Origin of the sequence: Ensifer sp. ZNC0028 (assembly GCF_000799055.1) — a bacterium.
GTDB lineage: Bacteria > Pseudomonadota > Alphaproteobacteria > Rhizobiales > Rhizobiaceae > Ensifer.
Genome location: NZ_JTLA01000060.1, coordinates 14,503 through 32,832 on the forward strand (window position 1 = coordinate 14,503; position 18,330 = coordinate 32,832).

General features: G+C 63.8%; 22 protein-coding genes. 9 read left to right on the plus strand and 13 right to left on the minus strand.

From position 1 onward, the window contains the following. Positions 1-53: 53 nt before the first annotated feature. Positions 54-458, plus strand: a complete 405-nt coding sequence (locus L981_RS14285; RefSeq protein ID WP_043617220.1) for a hypothetical protein — start codon at positions 54-56, stop codon at positions 456-458. Between the two features lie 66 nt (positions 459-524). On the opposite strand, the gene L981_RS14290 is transcribed toward L981_RS14285, so the two are convergent. Then, positions 525-1,511, minus strand: coding sequence for a Gfo/Idh/MocA family protein (locus tag L981_RS14290; protein WP_043617070.1), 987 nt, complete (start codon positions 1,509-1,511; stop codon positions 525-527). Positions 1,512-1,710: 199 nt separating this feature from the next. Between L981_RS14290 and L981_RS14295 the strand changes: the two genes are divergently transcribed. Further along, entirely contained in the window at positions 1,711-2,661 is a 951-nt protein-coding gene (locus L981_RS14295) for an aldo/keto reductase (protein WP_043617222.1), read from the plus strand. A gap of 19 nt (positions 2,662-2,680) precedes the next feature. Continuing rightward, positions 2,681-3,154, plus strand: coding sequence for a GNAT family N-acetyltransferase (locus tag L981_RS14300; RefSeq protein ID WP_043617072.1), 474 nt, complete (start codon positions 2,681-2,683; stop codon positions 3,152-3,154). On the opposite strand, the gene L981_RS14305 is transcribed toward L981_RS14300, so the two are convergent. Further along, positions 3,106-3,741 carry a hypothetical protein gene (locus L981_RS14305; protein WP_043617075.1) on the minus strand — a complete coding sequence of 212 codons (636 nt, stop codon included), beginning with the start codon at positions 3,739-3,741 and terminating at the stop codon, positions 3,106-3,108. The genes L981_RS14300 and L981_RS14305 overlap by 49 nt on opposite strands. Before the next feature lie 79 nt (positions 3,742-3,820). After that, complete coding sequence (locus tag L981_RS14310; protein ID WP_043617078.1) at positions 3,821-4,711, minus strand: LysR family transcriptional regulator; 891 nt, start codon at positions 4,709-4,711, stop codon at positions 3,821-3,823. A 250-nt stretch (positions 4,712-4,961) separates the two neighbouring features. On the opposite strand from L981_RS14310, the gene L981_RS14315 reads away from it, so the two are divergent. From L981_RS14315 to L981_RS14325, 3 genes are all read left to right on the plus strand, one after another. Beyond that, positions 4,962-5,957 (plus strand): aldo/keto reductase, encoded by a 996-nt coding sequence (locus L981_RS14315; RefSeq protein ID WP_043617081.1) that lies wholly within the window; start codon positions 4,962-4,964, stop codon positions 5,955-5,957. A 101-nt stretch (positions 5,958-6,058) separates the two neighbouring features. After that, positions 6,059-6,421, plus strand: a complete 363-nt coding sequence (locus tag L981_RS14320) for a nuclear transport factor 2 family protein (protein WP_043617084.1) — start codon at positions 6,059-6,061, stop codon at positions 6,419-6,421. Beyond that, positions 6,418-6,816, plus strand: a complete 399-nt coding sequence (locus L981_RS14325) for a VOC family protein (RefSeq protein WP_052201797.1) — start codon at positions 6,418-6,420, stop codon at positions 6,814-6,816. The genes L981_RS14320 and L981_RS14325 overlap by 4 nt, the downstream gene beginning before the upstream one ends. Positions 6,817-6,876: 60 nt before the next feature. Here the strand turns inward: L981_RS14325 and pheT are convergent, their stop codons facing one another. From pheT to L981_RS35385, 9 genes are all read right to left on the minus strand, one after another. Further along, on the minus strand, positions 6,877-9,303 hold the full coding sequence (gene pheT, locus L981_RS14330) for a phenylalanine--tRNA ligase subunit beta (protein WP_043617087.1): 2,427 nt from the start codon (positions 9,301-9,303) through the stop codon (positions 6,877-6,879). Positions 9,304-9,436: 133 nt separating this feature from the next. Next, positions 9,437-10,519, minus strand: a complete 1,083-nt coding sequence (gene pheS, locus L981_RS14335; protein ID WP_043617089.1) for a phenylalanine--tRNA ligase subunit alpha — start codon at positions 10,517-10,519, stop codon at positions 9,437-9,439. Between the two features lie 52 nt (positions 10,520-10,571). Next, positions 10,572-11,345 (minus strand): hypothetical protein, encoded by a 774-nt coding sequence (locus L981_RS14340; RefSeq protein ID WP_052201798.1) that lies wholly within the window; start codon positions 11,343-11,345, stop codon positions 10,572-10,574. A gap of 145 nt (positions 11,346-11,490) precedes the next feature. Continuing rightward, the gene (gene rplT / locus L981_RS14345) at positions 11,491-11,895 is read right to left on the minus strand and encodes a 50S ribosomal protein L20 (protein WP_043617092.1); all 405 of its coding nucleotides are present in this window, start codon (positions 11,893-11,895) and stop codon (positions 11,491-11,493) included. A gap of 39 nt (positions 11,896-11,934) precedes the next feature. Continuing rightward, positions 11,935-12,138: a 50S ribosomal protein L35 gene (rpmI, locus tag L981_RS14350; RefSeq protein ID WP_043617095.1), complete on the minus strand. Its 204-nt coding sequence runs from the start codon at positions 12,136-12,138 to the stop codon at positions 11,935-11,937. A gap of 219 nt (positions 12,139-12,357) precedes the next feature. Continuing rightward, positions 12,358-13,725 (minus strand): sensor histidine kinase, encoded by a 1,368-nt coding sequence (locus L981_RS14355; protein WP_043617098.1) that lies wholly within the window; start codon positions 13,723-13,725, stop codon positions 12,358-12,360. Then, positions 13,722-14,387: a response regulator transcription factor gene (locus L981_RS14360; protein ID WP_043617101.1), complete on the minus strand. Its 666-nt coding sequence runs from the start codon at positions 14,385-14,387 to the stop codon at positions 13,722-13,724. Before L981_RS14360 ends, L981_RS14355 begins: the two co-directional genes overlap by 4 nt. Positions 14,388-14,396: 9 nt before the next feature. Next, entirely contained in the window at positions 14,397-14,864 is a 468-nt protein-coding gene (locus L981_RS33295; protein WP_052201799.1) for a PepSY domain-containing protein, read from the minus strand. A 280-nt stretch (positions 14,865-15,144) separates the two neighbouring features. Further along, positions 15,145-15,333, minus strand: a complete 189-nt coding sequence (locus L981_RS35385) for a hypothetical protein (protein ID WP_043617105.1) — start codon at positions 15,331-15,333, stop codon at positions 15,145-15,147. 15 nt (positions 15,334-15,348) lie between these two features. On the opposite strand from L981_RS35385, the gene L981_RS35390 reads away from it, so the two are divergent. Further along, positions 15,349-15,654: a hypothetical protein gene (locus L981_RS35390; protein WP_043617108.1), complete on the plus strand. Its 306-nt coding sequence runs from the start codon at positions 15,349-15,351 to the stop codon at positions 15,652-15,654. Positions 15,655-15,826: 172 nt separating this feature from the next. Here the strand turns inward: L981_RS35390 and infC are convergent, their stop codons facing one another. Beyond that, entirely contained in the window at positions 15,827-16,363 is a 537-nt protein-coding gene (gene infC, locus L981_RS14380) for a translation initiation factor IF-3 (RefSeq protein WP_043617110.1), read from the minus strand. A gap of 220 nt (positions 16,364-16,583) precedes the next feature. On the opposite strand from infC, the gene L981_RS14385 reads away from it, so the two are divergent. Both L981_RS14385 and L981_RS14390 read left to right on the plus strand, forming a co-directional pair. Further along, entirely contained in the window at positions 16,584-17,387 is an 804-nt protein-coding gene (locus tag L981_RS14385) for a carboxylesterase (RefSeq protein WP_043617113.1), read from the plus strand. A 288-nt stretch (positions 17,388-17,675) separates the two neighbouring features. Then, positions 17,676-18,296: a transglutaminase-like cysteine peptidase gene (locus L981_RS14390; RefSeq protein ID WP_043617116.1), complete on the plus strand. Its 621-nt coding sequence runs from the start codon at positions 17,676-17,678 to the stop codon at positions 18,294-18,296. Positions 18,297-18,330 lie beyond the last annotated feature (34 nt).

Below are 18,330 nucleotides of genomic sequence, written 5' to 3' on the forward strand. Positions count from 1 at the left end.
GATGACGTCATTGGCGCAAATATCCGGCCATCGACAAACCGATGGAGCCGACGATGACCTTCTCGAACCGCAGCCTGCTCAACAAGACCTTCCTTGCCGACGGCGTATACTCGCTGGCCGTCGGCGCCGTGCTGATCCTGTTTGCCGCCCCGCTTGCTTCGCTCTTCAGCCCTGCCGCGACGGCGACGATGATGAAGATGCTCGGCGTCGGGCTGGTCTTCTGGGGGATCTTTCACCTCGCCGCGGCGCGCAACGGCGGGCCGGTCGCTTCGGCAGCACGCGTCAGCATCGCCGGCGACATCCTCTGGCAGGTGGCAAGCGTCGCGCTGCTGGTCGCGGCCTATCCGTTGCTCACCGTCGCAGGTATCGGCTTCATCGCCATCGGCCTGATCACGGTCGCCGACTTTCTGATCTTCAAGCTGCGGGGCCTCGCACGAGAACAGGCAGCGCTTGCCTGACGGGACGATCGCAGGAGATCATGAAGCAAGGGCCTGCCGGCAAGACCGGCGGGCCCTTGCTGTCGATCAGATGGTCTCCCAACCGTCCTTGGCGCTGGCGCGGTAGATCGCGTCGATGAATTTCTGATTGAGGCGGGAGTTTTCCAGCGTCACCACTTCCTCGTCCTCGCCCCTGGCTGCGCGGGCGAAAGCCTCCGCCTGAAGCTTGTACTGGCGCGCGTCCTGGAAGCGGAAGAGCTGTGACTGGGCGTGGTTCTGGTTGGTCAGTTCCACTTCCTCGCGGCCATAACGGTCAGCATTGAAGGGCGACTTCACCTCGATGAAGCCCTTGTCGCCATGGAAGACCATGACCTGGCGGGCCGCCAACTGGGTGGAGATATAGAAGCTCAGCTCGAAATCACCGAAATCGGCGCGCACGCTCGAATAGATATCCGTGCCGAATTCCGGATCGCGATCGGTGCTTGCCTGAACGCGCACCGGCTCCTTGCCTGTGACGAAGCGGGTGGTGATCGTCGGGTAGACGCCGATATCCGGCAGGCCGCCGCCGCCGAGCGCCGGGATGTTGCGCATGTTGTTGGGGTCGCGGTTGAAATAGGTGAAGGCACCCTGGACGTGGCGCAGCCGGCCGATCGCGCCCTCGGCGATCAGCGAGCGGACCTTTCGCCAGACCGGGCTGTAGGTGACCATGAAGGCTTCGGCGATCACGACGCCGTTGCGGTCACGCGCGGCGATGAGTTGGTCGATCTCGGAGGCACGCAACGCAATCGGCTTTTCGCAGAGCACATGCTTGCCGGCATTGGCGGCCTTGACCGACCACTCCACATGCTGCGCCGTCGGCAGCGGAATATAGACCGCATCGATGACGTCGGAGGCCAGCATCTCTTCGTAGGAACCGAAGGCATGCGGCGCGGAGAAGCGATCGGCCATGGCCCGGGCCTTGGCGAAGTCGCGGCTGGCAACAGCCGAAACGACGGCGTTCTCCGCGTCCTGAATGGCCGGCACGACGAGGTCGCGGCCGATCCTGGCCGTGGACAGAATTCCGAAACGTAACATGACAAGGCTCCCTGATTTGGCGGCAGAGACTAGCGCCGAGGTACGTACCTAGCAAGCGGCAGAGCGCGGTTTGGCGAAGAAGGGCACCGTGCAGAAAATTGCCGAAAGGCGGGTGACAATGTCAGCTTTTCTGCCCTATCTTTCCCTCGCAATCCTCCCGATCGCAACATGCCTTCATCCAGTCCAATGGAGCGAAACCATGGAAAAACTGAGACTTGGCCGCACCGACCTGACAATCGCGCCCCTCGTCTTCGGCGGCAATGTCTTCGGCTGGACCGCCGATGAGAAGACCTCTTTCGCGCTGCTCGACGCCTTTTTCGATGCCGGGTTCAACGCCATCGACACTGCCGATGTCTATTCTTCCTGGGCGCCCGGCAATCAGGGCGGCGAGTCCGAAACGATCATCGGCAAGTGGCTGAAACAGTCGGGCCGGTCTCGCGACAGGGCCGTCATCGTCACCAAGGTCGGCTCCGAACTCGGCCCCGATCGCAAGGGGCTTTCGCGCCGCTGGATCCTGCAAGCGGTCGAGGATTCGCTGAAACGCCTGCAGACCGACCATATCGACCTCTATCTCTCGCATTGGCCGGATCCGGAAACGCCCTACGAGGAGACGCTTGCGGCCTACGACCAGCTTCTGTCCGAAGGCAAGGTGCGGGCGATCGGCGCCTCCAACCTGAACTCGCTGCAACTGCGCGAGGCGCTCGACGTGTCCGCCAACCAGGGCCTGCCCCGCTATCAGGTGCTGCAGCCGGAATACAATCTCTACGACCGCGATGCCTTCGAAGGGCCGCTACGCGACCTCTGCATCGCCGAAGAGATCGGCGTCATCAGCTATTTCGGGCTGGCGCGGGGCTTCCTTTCAGGAAAATACCGCACCCACAAGGACCTCGAAGGCTCGGTGCGCGGCAGCGGCGTCGAGAAATATCTCGACGGACGCGGCATGCGCATCCTCGGCGTGCTCGACGACATCTCGGCCGACACCGGAGCGACCCAGGCGGAAATCGCCCTTGCCTGGATCCGCACGCGCAAGGGCGTCACGGCCCCCATCGCCAGCGCCACCAGTCTTGCGCAATTGCAGAGCCTCATTCGGTCCGCCGAACTCAAGTTGTCGGACGAGGCGGTGCGAAAACTCAACGACGTCGGTGAATGACGGGAGCAAAAACAACACAATGGCATTGACGATACGCGCCGCGACAGGCGGCGACGAGGCGGACTGGCGTCGCCTCTGGGCCGGCTATGTCGCCTTTTCCGGCAGCGAACTCGCCGAAGACATCATCGACGGCACCTGGAAGCGGTTGATCGATCCCGCCGCGCCGCTCTTTGCGCGGCTGGCGATCCTCGACGGGCAGGTGGTCGGCTTTGCGATCTGCCAGGAGCAGCTCGCCACCTTCTTCCGCCAGCCGATCTGCTATATCGAGGATCTCTATGTCGATCCTGCAGCGCGCGGCCAAGGCGTGGCGCGGGCGATGATCGACGATCTCATTGCGCATTGTCAGGAGAAGGGCTGGGATCGGCTCTACTGGTACACCGAGGCCGACAATGCAACGGCGCGGCGGCTCTATGACCGCTACTCCCGCACCGACGAGCATGTGCGCTATAAGGTCAATATCGGGGCGGTCCTCAAGTCCGGAAACCCGGCATAGGCCTCGGCATGGCGGCCTCCCTGGTTCGCCATACCGGCCTTGGTCAAGACACCGCGCGGCTCGACGAAACTCATGATCCGGCGCGCCGGCCGCTCGTGCCATTGGATGTTGAAAGCCCAGAGCTTCGGGAAGAAACAGAGCGAGGCGTAAGGCAAATGGTCGTGGATCCACCAGGCGATCGACTGCCAGCCGCCGATCTCGCCGCGCCGGTCCCAGACCCAGGGGATGACGATACAGGCGGTGGCGCCGATGCATCCGTCGGCATCGCGCATGTCCCAGATGTGATCTGCGGCCGAGGCTGCATTGGTCGAGCAGTTCAGCCCGTTGGCATTGCCGAAGCCGTTGACGGCGCGGTTGCGGTAGCCGGAGCGGATGACGAGACGACCGAAGGTCGCCTCCAGCGGCTCCAGCAACTCTTCGCAGAGACGACGACCGGCCTCGATCGCCAGATCCGGATCATCGGGAATGTTCGGGATGCGGTAGAAATCGGCGATCTCCGAATGCAGGAAATCGCGGAAGAAGAAGTTTCGGGAAAGCCGCACCCGGCCGAGTTCTTCAAGGCCCTTCATCGAACCGGGCTTCTTCATGGACCTTCCTCTCATCAAGACATGAAACCAATGGCATTCCAGATCCAGGCCTGTCGCGCCACCCGATTTCGCGCCGTGGCTATCCGCTGTGCCGGAAGAAATCGATGAAGGCGCGCAGTGCCGGCCGCATCTGCCGGCGGCTCGGATAGTAGAGATAGGGACCGGCATAGGGTGCGCACCAGTCCGCCATGACGCGCTCCAGCTTGCCTTCGGCAATCGCGGTCTCGACGCGCGACAGGAAAAGATAGGCAAGGCCGGCGCCGCCCATTGTCGCCTTGATGATCGGTCGGTCTTCGCCAAGGATCAGCGGTCCCTCGACCGACACCGTCAGTTCCTCGCCATCCTTCTCGAACTCCCAGCGATAAAGCGTGCCGTTGGAGAAGCGCCGGCGGATGCAGCGATGCTGCGCGAGGTCGCGCGGATGCTGCGGCCGGCCGTAGCGTTGGAAGTATTCGGGCGACGCGACGACGGCGCTTTCGAGCTCCGGCCCGACCTTCACCGCGATCATGTCGGCCTCCAGGCTCTCGCCGAGCCTGATGCCGGCATCGAAACCTTCTTGGACGATATCGGTGAAGCCGTCCTCGTTGGCGATTTCGAGCACAATCTCGGGATAGCGGTCGAGGAAGGCGCCCAGGCGCGGCGCAAGGATCAGATCGGCAGCGAAACGCGGTGCAGTGATGCGCAGGTTGCCGGCGGGACGCTCGCGGGCATCCGACGCCGCTTCCAGCGCATGAGCGATCTCGTCGAGCGCCGGTGCCAACCGTTCGAGCAGCCGGCGCCCCTCCTCCGTCGGCGCGACGCTGCGGGTGGTACGCGCCAGCAGGCGAATGCCGAGGCTCGCCTCAAGGCTGCCGACGGCGTGGCTGACGGCCGAAGGTGCGACGCCCAGTTCCCGGGCGGCGCCACGAAAGCTGCCATGGGCGGCGACGGCGGCCAATACCGCGAGTTGGGAGAGCTGTGTTCTGTTCATTGATCGAAGTAATAGAACAGCCCGTGAGAATTGACAGTGATTTTCAACCGCGCCATCGAGCCCTATTCTTCACATGTCGCCAGCGTCAGGACGAAGCGAGGAGCTCGTCTGGCGATGACGCAGAGGAACCCGTCGCGCCGCCACAAGAGGGCGTAGGCGGCGGTGACCACCCACCATTTCATGCCTCGGACGATAGACGTGCGCTCCCAACGCGCTAGCTCCGGCGTATGGCAGCCATAAAGGACACGACATGAAAACCCGCAAACTCGGAAGTGACCTTACCGTCTCCACCATCGGCCTTGGATGCATGGGCATGAGCTTCGCCTATGGCGCTGCGGACGAAGCGGAATCGATCCGCACGCTGCAGCGCGCGGTCGATCTCGGCGTCACCTTCTTCGACACGGCCGAAGTCTACGGCCCGTTCGAGAACGAAAAGCTCGTCGGCAAGGCGCTCGGACCGGTGCGCGACAAGGTGGTCATCGCCACCAAGTTCGGTTTCCGCATCGAGACCGGCGTACCGAGCGTTCAGGCGATCAGGGGCGTCGACGGCCGGCCGGAGCAGGCGAAGGCGGTGGCGGAAGCCTCACTCAAGCGGCTCGGCACCGATGTCATCGATCTCTACTACCAGCACCGCGTCGACCCTGAGGTGCCGATCGAAGACACCGTCGGCGCCATGGCCGAGCTGGTGCGAGAGGGCAAGGTGCGCGCGCTCGGACTTTCGGAAGCGAGTGCCGCCACCATCCGCCGCGCCCACAGGGTTCATCCGATCGCCGCTGTGCAGAGCGAGTATTCGCTGTGGACGCGCGATCCGGAAGAGGACGTGCTTGCCACCTGCCGCGAGCTCGGCATCGGTTTCGTACCCTACAGCCCGCTTGGACGCGGCATGCTGACCGGCGCGATCCGCAAAGCCGAGGATCTGGAAGCCGACGATTTTCGCCGCTCGCTGCCGCGGTTCCAGGCAGAGAATTTCGACGCCAACGTCCGACTGGTCGAGACGCTGCAGGCGCTGGCCGAGGAGAAGGGCGTGACCGCCGCCCAGCTGGCGCTCGCCTGGGTCATCAATCAGGGCGACTTCATCGTGCCGATCCCCGGCGCACGCAAGCTCGACCATCTGGAACAGAACGCCGCCGCTGCGGACATCACGCTCACGGCCGAAGAATCGAGCCGGCTCGCCGACGCACTCTCCCCGGCCCTAGTCGCCGGAAAGCGCTACACGGATGCGTCGCTGGCGCTCACCAACCGTTGACACCTTCTCCTCGCGCCACCGGCGCGAGGAGATCACCCATCGAAATTCCCGCCGGGTGCCCTACCTCTCGATCGACGGTCAAAAGGTCAGGAGGAGCGGGGATGTCCGACGAACAGGCGATCAGTGCAGTGGTGCACCTCTATGTCGACGGCATGGCATTTGCGAACGAGGGGGCGCTGCGCAAGGCGTTCCATCCGGATGCTGCGATCATCGGCAACTACCAGGGCGCACTCGAATGGATGACGCGTGACGGCTTCATCAAGGCGATCCTCGACACCGGCGCGGCGCCGCCCGGAACACAGCCGGAAATGGACGTGCAGATGATCGACATTACCGGCGACGCCGCCACGGTGAAGGTCATAGACAGCTTTGCCGGCGAGCGTTTTACCGACTATCTGTCACTGGTGAAAATTGATGGCCGCTGGCTGATCGTCAACAAGATCTATCACCTGCACGCGCAATGACGGACGGCGGACCCGAGGCCACGTCGACCGGCCGGCTGCTTGCCATCGAGCATGTACAGCTTGCGATACCGGAGGGCGGCGAAGACTTGGCGCGCGGCTTTTACGGTGGGCTGCTCGGGCTGACGGAGATCGCCAAGCCGGCCAACCTGCTTGGCCGTGGTGGTTGCTGGTTCGAGCAGGGCAACATCCGCCTGCATCTCGGCATCGACCGGGATTTCGTGCCGGCGCGCAAGGCCCATCCGGCCTTCCTGGTCGACGGTCTCGAACGCCTGATCCTCAGGCTCGAAGCCGGCGGCGTGACGATCGCCAAGGACGAACCGCTTGCCGGCTACCGCAGATGTTATGTCAACGACCCCTTCGGCAACCGCATCGAGCTGATGCAGCGCGCGCAATAGGGTTCAACAAAAAGGCCGCTGCGGTGCAGCGGCCTTTTTCGTTCAGTCGTATCGATCGGGTCAGGCGCGCAGAACGCCGCCAGTCGTCTTCGTCACATTGGCGACGATCTTGGCGGTGAGCGCCTCGAAATCCTCGTCGGTGAGCGTGCGTTCGACCGGCTGGATGGTCACCTCGATGGCGATCGACTTCTTGCCTTCGCCGAGCGAGGCGCCCTCGAAGACGTCGAAGACGCTGACGCCGGTGACCAGCTTGCGGTCGGCACCGGAAGCGGCGCGCAGGATGGCGCCGGCTTCCACCGTCTTGTCGACGACGAAGGCGAAGTCGCGCTTGACCGCCTGGAACGGCGAGAGGTCGAGCGCCGGCTTGGTGCGGGTCGCCTTCTTCTTTGGCTCGGGCATGGCGTCGACATAGATCTCGAAGCCTGCAAGCGCACCCGAGACGTCGAGCGCTTCGAGCGTCTTCGGATGGAACTCGCCGAAAGTGCCGAGAACGATCTTCGGGCCGAGCTTGATCGTGCCGGAGCGGCCCGGATGGTACCAGGCGGGACCGCCCGGCTCGAACTGGACGTTGCCCATCGGCACGCCGCAGGCTTCGAGCACCGCAATGGCGTCGGCCTTGGCGTCGAAGACATCGACCGGCTTGCCGCCGCCCTTGGCGGCGTTCGACCAGAGGCGGCCGGCGCCATTCAAGGACGCGGTACCACGACGAATACCGCCGGCAACGCGGCGCTGCGCGTCCGCCGTATCGCCTTCATAGGTACCGGAGACTTCGAAGATTGCGACGTCGCCGAAACCCTTGTCGGCATTGCGCTGGGCGGCGGTCAAGAGGCCTGGCAGCAGCGACGGACGCATGTCCGACATGTCGGAGGCAATCGGGTTCGCGAGCTTCAGGGCAGCCGAGCCACCACCAAAGAGCTTGGCCTGTTCCTCGGAGATGAACGACCAGGTGACCGCTTCGAGCATGCCGCGGCTTGCAAGCGCGCGCTTGGCAAGGCGGGTGCGGATCTGCAGCGTCGTCAGGATCTTGCCGTTGACGGTGCCATGGCTCGGCAGCGGGGCGGCAACAATGTTGTCGACGCCGTGAATACGCATGACCTCTTCGACGAGATCGGCCTTGCCGTCGACATCGGGGCGCCAGGACGGAACGGAGACCTTGAAGCGATCGCCGGAACCTTCGACGCCGAAGCCGAGCTTCTTCAGGATCGAGACGCTCTCCTCGGAGGAGACTTCCAGGCCCGTCAGGCGCTTCACTTCGGAAACCGGGAAGTCGACGATCTTCGGGCTGTAGCCGGCATAACCGACCACTTCCGCCTTGGCCGCCGTGCCGCCGCAGAGTTCGAGCACCAGCTCGGTGGTGCGCTCGAGACCGGGCACCATGTATTCCGGGTCAACGCCACGTTCGAAGCGGTAGCGCGCATCGGTGATGATGCCGAGCGTGCGGCCGGTCTTGGCGATGTTCATCGGATCCCAGAGCGCCGACTCGATCAAAACGTCGGTGGTGTTCTCGTCGCAGCCGGAATGCTCGCCGCCCATGACGCCGCCGATCGACTCGATCGCCTTTTCGTCGGCGATAACCACGTTGTTGGGGCCGAGCTTGTATTCGCGCTGGTCGAGCGCAAGCACCGTCTCGCCGTCCTTGGCGCGGCGGACCGTCAGGTTGCCCTTGACCTTGGCGGCGTCGAAGACGTGCATCGGGCGACCCTGGTCGAAGGTCATGTAGTTGGTGATGTCGACCAGCGCGTTGATCGGGCGCAGGCCGATGGCGAGCAGACGCTGCTGCATCCACTTCGGCGACGGGCCGTTCTTGACGCCGCGCACCAGGCGCAGCGAGAAGCCCGGGCAGAGATGCTTGTCTTCGCCGAGGTCGAGCGTCAGCTTGGCGGGCGTGTCGCCGTCCACCTTGAAGGTCGGCGCGTTACGCGCCTTCAAGGTGCCAAGGCCGGAAGCGGCGAGGTCACGGGCAATGCCGTAGACGCTGGTGCAGTCCGGCCGGTTCGGCGTCAGGTTGATCTCGATCATCGGATCGTCGAGGCCGGCGTAAGTGGCATAGCTCGTGCCGACGGGCGCATCGGCGGGAAGGTCGATGATGCCGTTGTGATCCTCGGAGATCTGCAGTTCCTTTTCCGAGCACATCATGCCGCGGCTTTCGACGCCACGGATGGTGCCGACGGCGAGCGTCACGTCGATGCCGGGCACGTAGGTGCCGGGGGCCGCAAAAGCGCCGACGAGGCCGGCGCGCGCATTCGGTGCGCCGCAGACGACCTGGATCGGAGCGCCGGCGCCGGTGTCGACCATCAGCACGCGCAGCTTGTCGGCGTTCGGATGCTGCTCGGCCGAAACGACCTTGGCGATGACGAAGGGCTTGAAGGCGGCCTTGTCGTCGACGTCTTCCACTTCGAGCCCGATCATCGTCAGGCGCGCGCAGATCTCTTCCAGCGAAGCGTCGGTTTCAAGGTGGTCCTTGAGCCAGGAAAGCGTGAATTTCATGATTTCACCTGTGTCCTAGGAGCATTTTGCAGCCAGGTGGCATCACCTGGCGTCGCACAAATGCGGCAAAACAAAAAGAACGAGCGGAGGCGCGAACAGTGTGAGCGCGCCCGCTCCGGTCAACTGCGCGCGATCAGGCCGAGAGACCGCCGAACAGCGTCGGCATGTCCAGCGGGCGGAAGCCATAGTGGGTCATCCAGCGGACGTCGGCGTTGAAAAAGTCACGCAGGTCCGGCATGCCGTATTTCAGCATCGCGATGCGATCGAGGCCCATGCCCCAAGCGAAACCCTGGTACTCGTCCGGGTCGAGCCCGCCGGAGCGCAGCACGTTCGGGTGCACCATGCCGCAGCCGAGGATCTCCATCCAGTCGGTGCCTTCGCCGAACTTGACGATCGGGCCGGAGCGGTCGCACTGGATATCGACCTCGAAAGACGGCTCGGTGAAGGGGAAGAACGACGGGCGGAAGCGCATCGTCACCTGGTCGACCTCGAAGAAGGCCTTGCAGAATTCTTCCAGCACCCAGCGCATGTTGGCGACATTCGCCGCCTTGTCGATCACCAGGCCTTCGACCTGATGGAACATCGGCGAATGGGTCGCGTCGGAATCCTGCCGGTAGGTCTTGCCGGGAATGATGATGCGGATCGGCGGCTTCTGCGCTTCCATGGTGCGGATCTGCACCGGCGAGGTGTGCGTGCGCAGCACCTTGCGCTCACCGTTTTCATCCGGATTGAAGAAGAAGGTGTCGTGCATCTCGCGAGCCGGATGGCCCTCGGGGAAATTCAGCGCCGTGAAGTTGTAGTAGTCGGTTTCGATGTCCGGCCCTTCGGCGATCGAGAAGCCCATGTCGCCGAAGATCGCGGTGATCTCGTCGACGATCTGGCTGATCGGGTGAATGCGGCCACGCTCGGCCGGCGACGAGCGCACCGGCAGGCTGATGTCGACGGTCTCGCGCGCCAGGCGCTCGGCGATCGCCTGGTCCTTGAGCGCCGACTTGCGAGCGGCGATCGCTTCGGCGACCGTGTTCTTCAGCGCGTTGATCTGCGCGCCGCGGGTCTGGCGCTCCTCGGGCGTCATGGTGCCGAGCGTCTTCAGCAGCTCGGAGATCGAGCCCTTCTTGCCGAGTGCGTTGACGCGCACCGCCTCGATCGATCCTTCGTCGCCGGCGGCGTCGATGTCCGCCAGGAGTGTCCGTTCCAGTGTTTCCAGTTCGCTCATTCTGTCCTGCCTCGATGCGGGAATGGGTTCGGTTCTATATCGGTTCTTGTCTTCAAGAATGTGATTGCGTCGCACCCGCCAGATAGTCCGTCGCAGCGATGAAACGGATGATATCGTTGCCCTTGCGGAAGCGCAGGAGGAAGCGCGCCAGCGGCAGCAAGCGGATGAAGAGCGGCATGATTTCGGTGAGCGCCCTGCTGGCTTCCGCCGGAGCGGCGGACTTCCAGGCGGCAAAGGCCACAGCCGGGGTCTCCGGCAAAACGGCCCGGCTCGCTACCTGCAAAAACAGGAGCCAGAGGTCGCGCGCCTGGGCGGTCGCCAGCGGCATGACGCTCGCAGGCACCTCCTCGAAATCGAGGAAGCCGAATTCGCCGTTGTCGATGATGAAATCGCGCGGATGCGGGCGTCCGTGGCAAAGGCCGGCGCGGTGCAGGCGCCCGAGTTCCGCAGCACAGCGCACCAGCAGCTGATCGTGGGCGTCGGCGTCACTGTCGCGCAGCGGCCCCATATGCTTGCTGACCGGCAGGCCGAGATGGGAGAGAACCAGCACCTTCGGTCCGCGATAGATGACCTCGGGCGTCATGAAACCGGCCTCGGAGAAGGTCGCGATCTGGCGAACTTCGCGCTCGATCATGCCCTCGATGTCGAGAAGCGGGGAAGGCAGCAGCACGGGAAGGCCACAGATCCGGGCGATGAAGGCTTGCGTGCGCAGCCAAAGACGGGGGCCCTGGCGGCAGTAGCGCTTGATCCAGACCATACGATCCTTGAGCTCGCAGCGCTCAACGCGCTCCCGGCCGGCTGCAAGCGCTGCCAGCAGAGACGTCATATCGTCGTCATCAAGCTCCGGGACCGCGCATGGTCCCCTTCGATCGTGGTACACTTTCGTCCCGTAAAACAAGAAAAACCCGCGCCAGCCCTGCCAGCGCGGGTTTCCCAACTAATTTCAAAAACGATTTTGGGAAAACGCTGGCTTAACGAACAGCGCTTTCAAATTCGTTTTCCGTACCGGCTTCCTTGAGGTAGGCGAGCGCCTTCTTGGAAGCTTCGACGAGGGCGCCGAATGCTGCCGGCTCATGGATAGCCATGTCGGACAGAACCTTGCGGTCGACTTCGATGCCAGCCTTGTTCAGGCCGTCGATGAAGCGGCCGTAGGTCAGGCCGAATTCGCGGACGGCAGCGTTGATACGCTGGATCCAGAGAGCGCGGAAGTTGCGCTTGTTAACCTTGCGGTCGCGGTAAGCGTACTGCTTCGAACGGTCAACCGCTGCCTTGGCGGCGCGGATGGTGTTCTTGCGACGGCCGTAGAAGCCCTTGGCTGCCTTCAGCGTCTTCTTGTGCTTGGCGTGGGCGGTTACGCCGCGTTTTACACGTGCCATGTCATGATCTCCTTAACGTGTCCAATATGCCTGAAAGTCTTAGAGACCGTTCGGCAGGTAGTTCTTGACGACCTTCTTGCCATCGGGCTCAGCGAGGATCATCGTTCCACGCGCGTCGCGGATGAACTTATTGGTACGCTTGATCATGCCGTGGCGCTTGCCAGCAGCTGCAGCACGAACCTTGCCGGTGGCGGTGATCTTGAACCGCTTCTTGGCAGACGATTTCGTCTTCATCTTGGGCATTTTGCTACTCCATTGTTCTTAAGAATCGAAACGGACAGACGAGGTCCATTTCCAGCGTTAAGAACGGCCACGGCATGCCCTGCCGGACCGTTCGGACGGGGGCTTATAACCGCACATCCCGAAAAGCGCAACTGGGGAATCGAAGACGCGGGCTGCAAGCGGCGATCCGATGCCTTCAGCGCCGGCACATTCCGCCAATTTGCGACGGCGCATTGCGCCTCAGGCCGGATCACGCGGGCGGCGGCTGCCGCCGGCGACGTCGAAGATCAGCGCGACCTCAAGACCACCCAACGCCGATTGCCCGAGCGACATGGCCGCGCCATAGGCCTTCGCTATATCGGCGCTGATCGCCAGTCCGAGGCCATTGCCGGAAGCGTGGCCCGGTGCTGCATTGGCACTGTGGCTCCCGCGGCGCATCGCCTGCGCGCGATCGCCCTTCGCAATGCCCGGCCCATCGTCACCGACGGCGATCCGAACGCGCCCGTCGATCATCCCCGCCGAAAGCCGGATGCGCGCCCGCGCCCATTTGGCGGCATTGTCGAGCAGGTTGCCGAGACACTCGGCAAGGTCGGCCGGATCGACGTCGATCGAAATCGACGGATCGATGTCGACCTCCCAGGCAACGTCGCGCTCGGCGGTCACGGGACGCAAGACGCTGACCAGCTTGTTGCCGAGGTCGGCGATCGAGGTCGTTGCCATGCGCTCGACGCCCATGCGGGCCGCCTGAAGCTGGCGGTCGGCGCGCTGGCGCACGAGGTCGACCTGTTCGAGGGCGATGTCGCGCTGCTGTTTCGGCAGGCCTTCGGCAAGTTGAGCCAGCACGGTCAGCGGCGTCTTCAGCCCGTGGGCAAGATCGCTGGCGCGCGCCCGAGCCTGCGCCAACGCCGTCGCGCGCTCCGCAAGCAGAAGATTGATTTCGCTGACGAGCGGCTGCACTTCGCTCGGGCCGGCCAGACCAAAGTCCTTCTCCTCGCCGGAGCGGACGCGAGCGGCCCGCTCCCGCAGCCGCGCCAGCGGCAGAAGGCCGAGCGCACCCTGTAGAAATGCGGCGCCGGCAAGCACGGCCGCCGTCGCCAGCAACATTAGCCGTATGCGACCGTGAAAAGCGGAAAGCGCATCATCGAGTTCGCCGCGCGCAAAACCGGCGGCGACGGCGAACCGCTTGGCATCCGCACCCTCGCCGAGCGTCAGGGCCTGGCGGTAGACGAGGATCGGCGCACCGTCGGGCCCCTCCGCTTCGAGGAAGCCCAGGTGGTGCGGCGCCGACGGGCGATCGGCATCGATCACCGTGTCCCAGAGGGAGCGTGAACGCAGCGGCGTGCCGCCGTCGCGGTCGAGCTGCCAGTAGCGGCCGCCGGCCGGCAGGCTCAGGCGTGGATCGGCCGGCGCGCGCGGCAGCACCAATTCACCGTTGCGCACCCGCACCTGGGCGGCAACGGTATCGACGAGCGTTGCCATTTCGGCGCGGTAGCGTCCGGCAACATAATCGGTGAAAAGCCGGCTTAAAGACAGCCAGACCACCAGCAGAACCAGGCAGATGGCGACTGATGCGCCGATTGCCAGCCTCAGCCGCAACGAGCGGATCATGCGCCAACATCCGGCAGCACATAGCCAAACCCGCGCCGCGTTTCGATCGCGCCGCTCTCTGTCTTCTTGCGCAGGCGGGCAATCATCGCTTCCACCGCATTCTTGGCGGCATCGTCGTCGCGGCCCTGCACGTGGCTTGCCAGCTCGAGCGGCGTGACAACCTGGCCCTTGCGCTCCACGAACAGGGCGAGCATGCGGTATTCGAGCGGGCTGAGGTCGAGCGGCTGCCCGTCGAAGGTCACCCGGCGCCCTGCCTCGTCGAGGGTAAAGCGCCCGGCAGCACGCACCGATGTCACACGCGGACCGGCGCGCCGAAGGAGCGCGCGCAGCCGCGCCAGGAGCTCCTCGGCGCGGAAGGGTTTCGGCAGATAATCGTCCGCCCCGGCATCGAAACCGTCGACGCGCTCCATCCAGGAGCCGCGCGCCGTCAGCACCAGAACCGGCGTCTCCAGCCCCGCCTGCCGCCAGCGCTTCAGGATCGACAGCCCGTCCATGCCCGGCAGGCCGAGATCGAGGATGACCAGGGCGTAGTTGCCGCTCTCTCCCTGCTCCCAGACATCCGGGCCATGGGAAAGCGTATCGACGCCATAACCTTCGGCCTCCAGCCGGCTTGCCACATGGGCTGCAATATTGGGATCGTCCTCCGCCAGAAGAATCCGCATGACGCTCCTCTAGAACCCGAAAATGTTCACGAACTTGCCGGTTCGAGCATTGATGCGCAGGTTGCGGATCGTGCCCTGCCGGTCGCGGGTGCGGAGCCGGTAGATCTCGCTGCCGCCGGATCGCTTGAGATCGACCGCGATGACCCGGCCGTATCTGTCTTCGTCGACCAGGCGAAGAACCTCCTTCAGCGGCAGGATGTCGCCCTTTTCGACGCCGTCGCGCGCCCGCTCCTGATCGCTCCGCCGGGCACCGCCGGCGCCATCCGCCCCGAGGTCTTCGTCGTCATCATCGTCTTCGTCGTCGTCATCATCATCGCCATCATCGTCGTTGCCGTGACCGCCGCCGCCATGCGAGCCGCCGTCATCATCATCGTCGTCATCCTTGGCCAGGGCCGCGATGCCGCCAGGCTGCGGCGCGAGCGAAAGCAGGAGCGAGCAGCAGAAGAGCGCGATCAGGTCTCGTCGTGTCATCGCCATGGCTTCATCCTGTCGCAACTGCTCCTCAGCTTCGGTTCCTTCCAAATGCGTTGGCGGATGCGCCCGCCAAGTGGTTTCTCTACCGCGACGCCGCGGACATCGTTCGGGGCGAGCCTATGCCAGCCTTGGCGAGAACGCCAGCGACGCGCATGCCCCCAATGCCGTCTCGGGCACAGGGGGCATGCGCTTGCCGGGTCGGACCGCCGGGCGGGCTGGTGACGGCCGACCATTGCTCCGGCGCATGGTGTGGGGCTAATGCGCCGGGCAAATCGTGACCGGATCAGAATGCCGGACGGATGGAGACGCTGCCGATCGGTCCCGGATTGCGGCGGATATCGCTGTCGTGCGGCTCGACCGTCACGACGCGAACGCCGCGTTCGTATTCCACCTCGACCTCGAGCACCCGGCCGAGATTGTCGACGGCAACCAGCGAGCCATTGCGCAGGCCGCGGAGATTTTCATCGGTCACCCGTAGCTCAATCTCATGATCATCCCGGGCATCGTCGAAGTCGTCGTCAATGTCGTCAAAGCGGTCGTCATCATCGTCATCGTCACGATGACCGGGACCGCGATCATCGTCATCGTCGTCGTCGCGATCATGGCCCCGATCGTCGTCGCGGTCGTCATCGCCACCACCGCGGTCGTCGTTATCGTTGTCGTCATCGTCGGCGAACGCCATGGTCGAGAAAGGATGCGACGGACCAGTGGCAACGAGCGAGGCGCCGATCGGCGCCGATACGAGGCCGCAGATACCGACCGTAGAAACGAGCAAGGCCTTTCGCAGCACTGAATTCATGATCTCGGCTCCTTCTCCCGATTTGATGCGGAGAGAATGGCACGGGATGCCTGACAGCTCGCTGAGGGCGACTGTCAGCATTCTGTCAGCAAAGCCGGAAGGATCGCGCAACGAAAAAAGCCGCCCGGAGGCGGCTTTCGTCATTTCGACGGATGGGCGGCAGCGCTTAGCGCGGCGCGAGAACCATCATCATCTGACGGCCTTCGAGCTTCGGCTCGGCTTCCACCTTGGCGATCGCCTGGGTGTCGTCCTTGACCTGCAGCAGAAGCTTCATGCCCAGTTCCTGGTGCGCCATTTCGCGGCCGCGGAACTTCAGCGTGACCTTGACCTTGTCGCCGTCCTCGAAGAACCGGTTCATTGCCTTCATCTTCACGTCATAGTCATGCGTGTCGATGTTCGGGCGCATCTTGATTTCTTTGATTTCGACGATCTTCTGCTTCTTGCGCGCTTCAGCCGCCTTCTTCTGGTTGGCGTATTTCAGCTTGCCCAGATCCAGGATCTTGCACACCGGCGGTTCGGAGTTCGGTGCGATTTCTACCAGATCAAGACCGGCTTCCTCCGCCATGCGGAGCGCCTGATCGATCGGAACGGCGCCGATGTTCTGGCCTTCGGCGTCGATAAGCTGAACCCGGGGCACCCGGATTTCCTTGTTTGAGCGCGGCCCCTCCTTGACGGGGGCGTCCGCTTTGAACGGTCTGCGAATGGTCGTACTCTCCTCGAGCTATTTCGAAAAATGTTGTTTAATTCGTTCGCCGGCGCGATCCCAAACGAAGCGCCTGAATCTGTCACCGACGGCTATGTGTGAATTGCGACGGGAGAGTCAATAGCACGGCTTGCAAGGAAAATCACCACCTGTCGATAGCAAGACGAATCTGTTTTAGAAGGAAAATCGCCAACGAAACCGGCCTTTGGAGAGAATTTGCATGCAGAACACGCCAGCCGAGACGGAAATCAGCTTCATCGAGGTCGGCGCAGCGGAGGCCGGACGCAGGATCGCAATGCGCGTGCGGCATGCCGACAAGCCGACGGACGGGCAGCCGACGCTGGTCTGGCTCGGCGGCTACCGTTCGGACATGACCGGCACCAAGGCGGCCGAGGTCGAGCGCTATGCGATGGAGCGAGGCGCTGACTGCGTGCGCTTCGATTATTCCGGCCATGGCGCCTCCGGCGGTGCCTTCGCCGACGGCACGATCTCGCGGTGGCTCGAAGAAAGCCTCGCCGTCATCGACCAGGCCACACCCGGACGCGTGGTGCTGATCGGCTCGTCGATGGGCTGCTGGATTGCCTTGCGGGTCATCCAGGAACTCCGGCGTCGGGGCGACGGAAACCGGGTCGCCGGCCTCGTGCTGATCGCGCCGGCACCCGACTTTACCGCCGAACTGATCGAACCCAACCTGACGGATGCGGAGCGGGCCTCGCTCTCCGAACGCGGCTATTTCGAAGAGCCTTCCGAATATAGCCCCGAACCGAACATCTTTACCCGCGCGCTGATCGAAGACGGGCGAAAGAACCGGGTGCTCGACGGCACGATCTCGACCGGCTGCCCGGTGCACATCCTGCAGGGCATGCGCGACCCCGACGTGCCCTATACCCACGCCCTGCGGCTGATGGAGCACCTGCCCGCCGACGACGTCGTGATGACGCTCATTCGCGATGGCGATCATCGCCTCTCGCGCGAAGAAGACATTGCTAAAATGAAACAGGCAATCGGCACGATGCTCGCCTGAGCCGTCGCCGGAATATCCCTTCCTTTCGACCGGAACCCAAGGACAAAACCGCTCCTGCGCCGCAGATCCCCTGCGGCGCAACGGTTCGCGTGCGTCCAGTTCCGGTTTTAACCATAAACTCCGATGCCCCGATTCCGGAGATTGACTCTGCAGTCCCGACGTTATTAACTCTTTATTAACGATTAGAGCAGCGCCGGGGACGAACCTAAACAAGCTGCCCTCAACTCAGGATTGCGCGAATGCGTCCGGACAAAGAGCGTCCGGCATACCGCGCCGCAGGGGACTTGTATGGCGTCTTGGACTGGAGTTAAGGGAAGTATCGCGGCGTTCTGCGCACTTTTCATTTCAGCAAACACGGCAATCCCCGCACAGGCGGGATCGTCTCCCTGGATGCAAACTGGCTCGGCGACCTCGCAGCCGATCGGCCACTACGAATTCTGCCAGAAGTACAAGAGCGAGTGCAACGTACGCTCCAAGGGAACCGTCGCTGCACGCGTGACCGAACGGGGCTGGGCAACGATCCGGCAGGTGAACGCGACCGTCAACCGCGAGATCACGCCGATGACCGACCTGGAACTGCACGGCCGGGACGAAGTCTGGTCCTATCCGGACGGCGCCGGCGACTGCGAAGACTTCGTACTCGAAAAGCGCAAGCGCCTGATGAGCAAGGGCTTCTCGGCAAGCGACCTGTTGATCACCGTGGTGCGCAAGCCCGACGGCGAAGGCCATGCGGTTCTGACCGTGCGCACCGCGCAGGGCGACTTCATCCTCGACAACCTCGAAAACGGCGTCAAGCTCTGGACCCATACGCCCTACCGCTACCTGAAGCGCCAGGCGTCCAACCACAGCGGCCGCTGGGTCACCATCCAGAACGGCGCGGAAGTCCTCGTCGGCTCGGTCGGCAACTGACTTCAAGGCAACACGAAGAGTTTCAAAAAAAGGG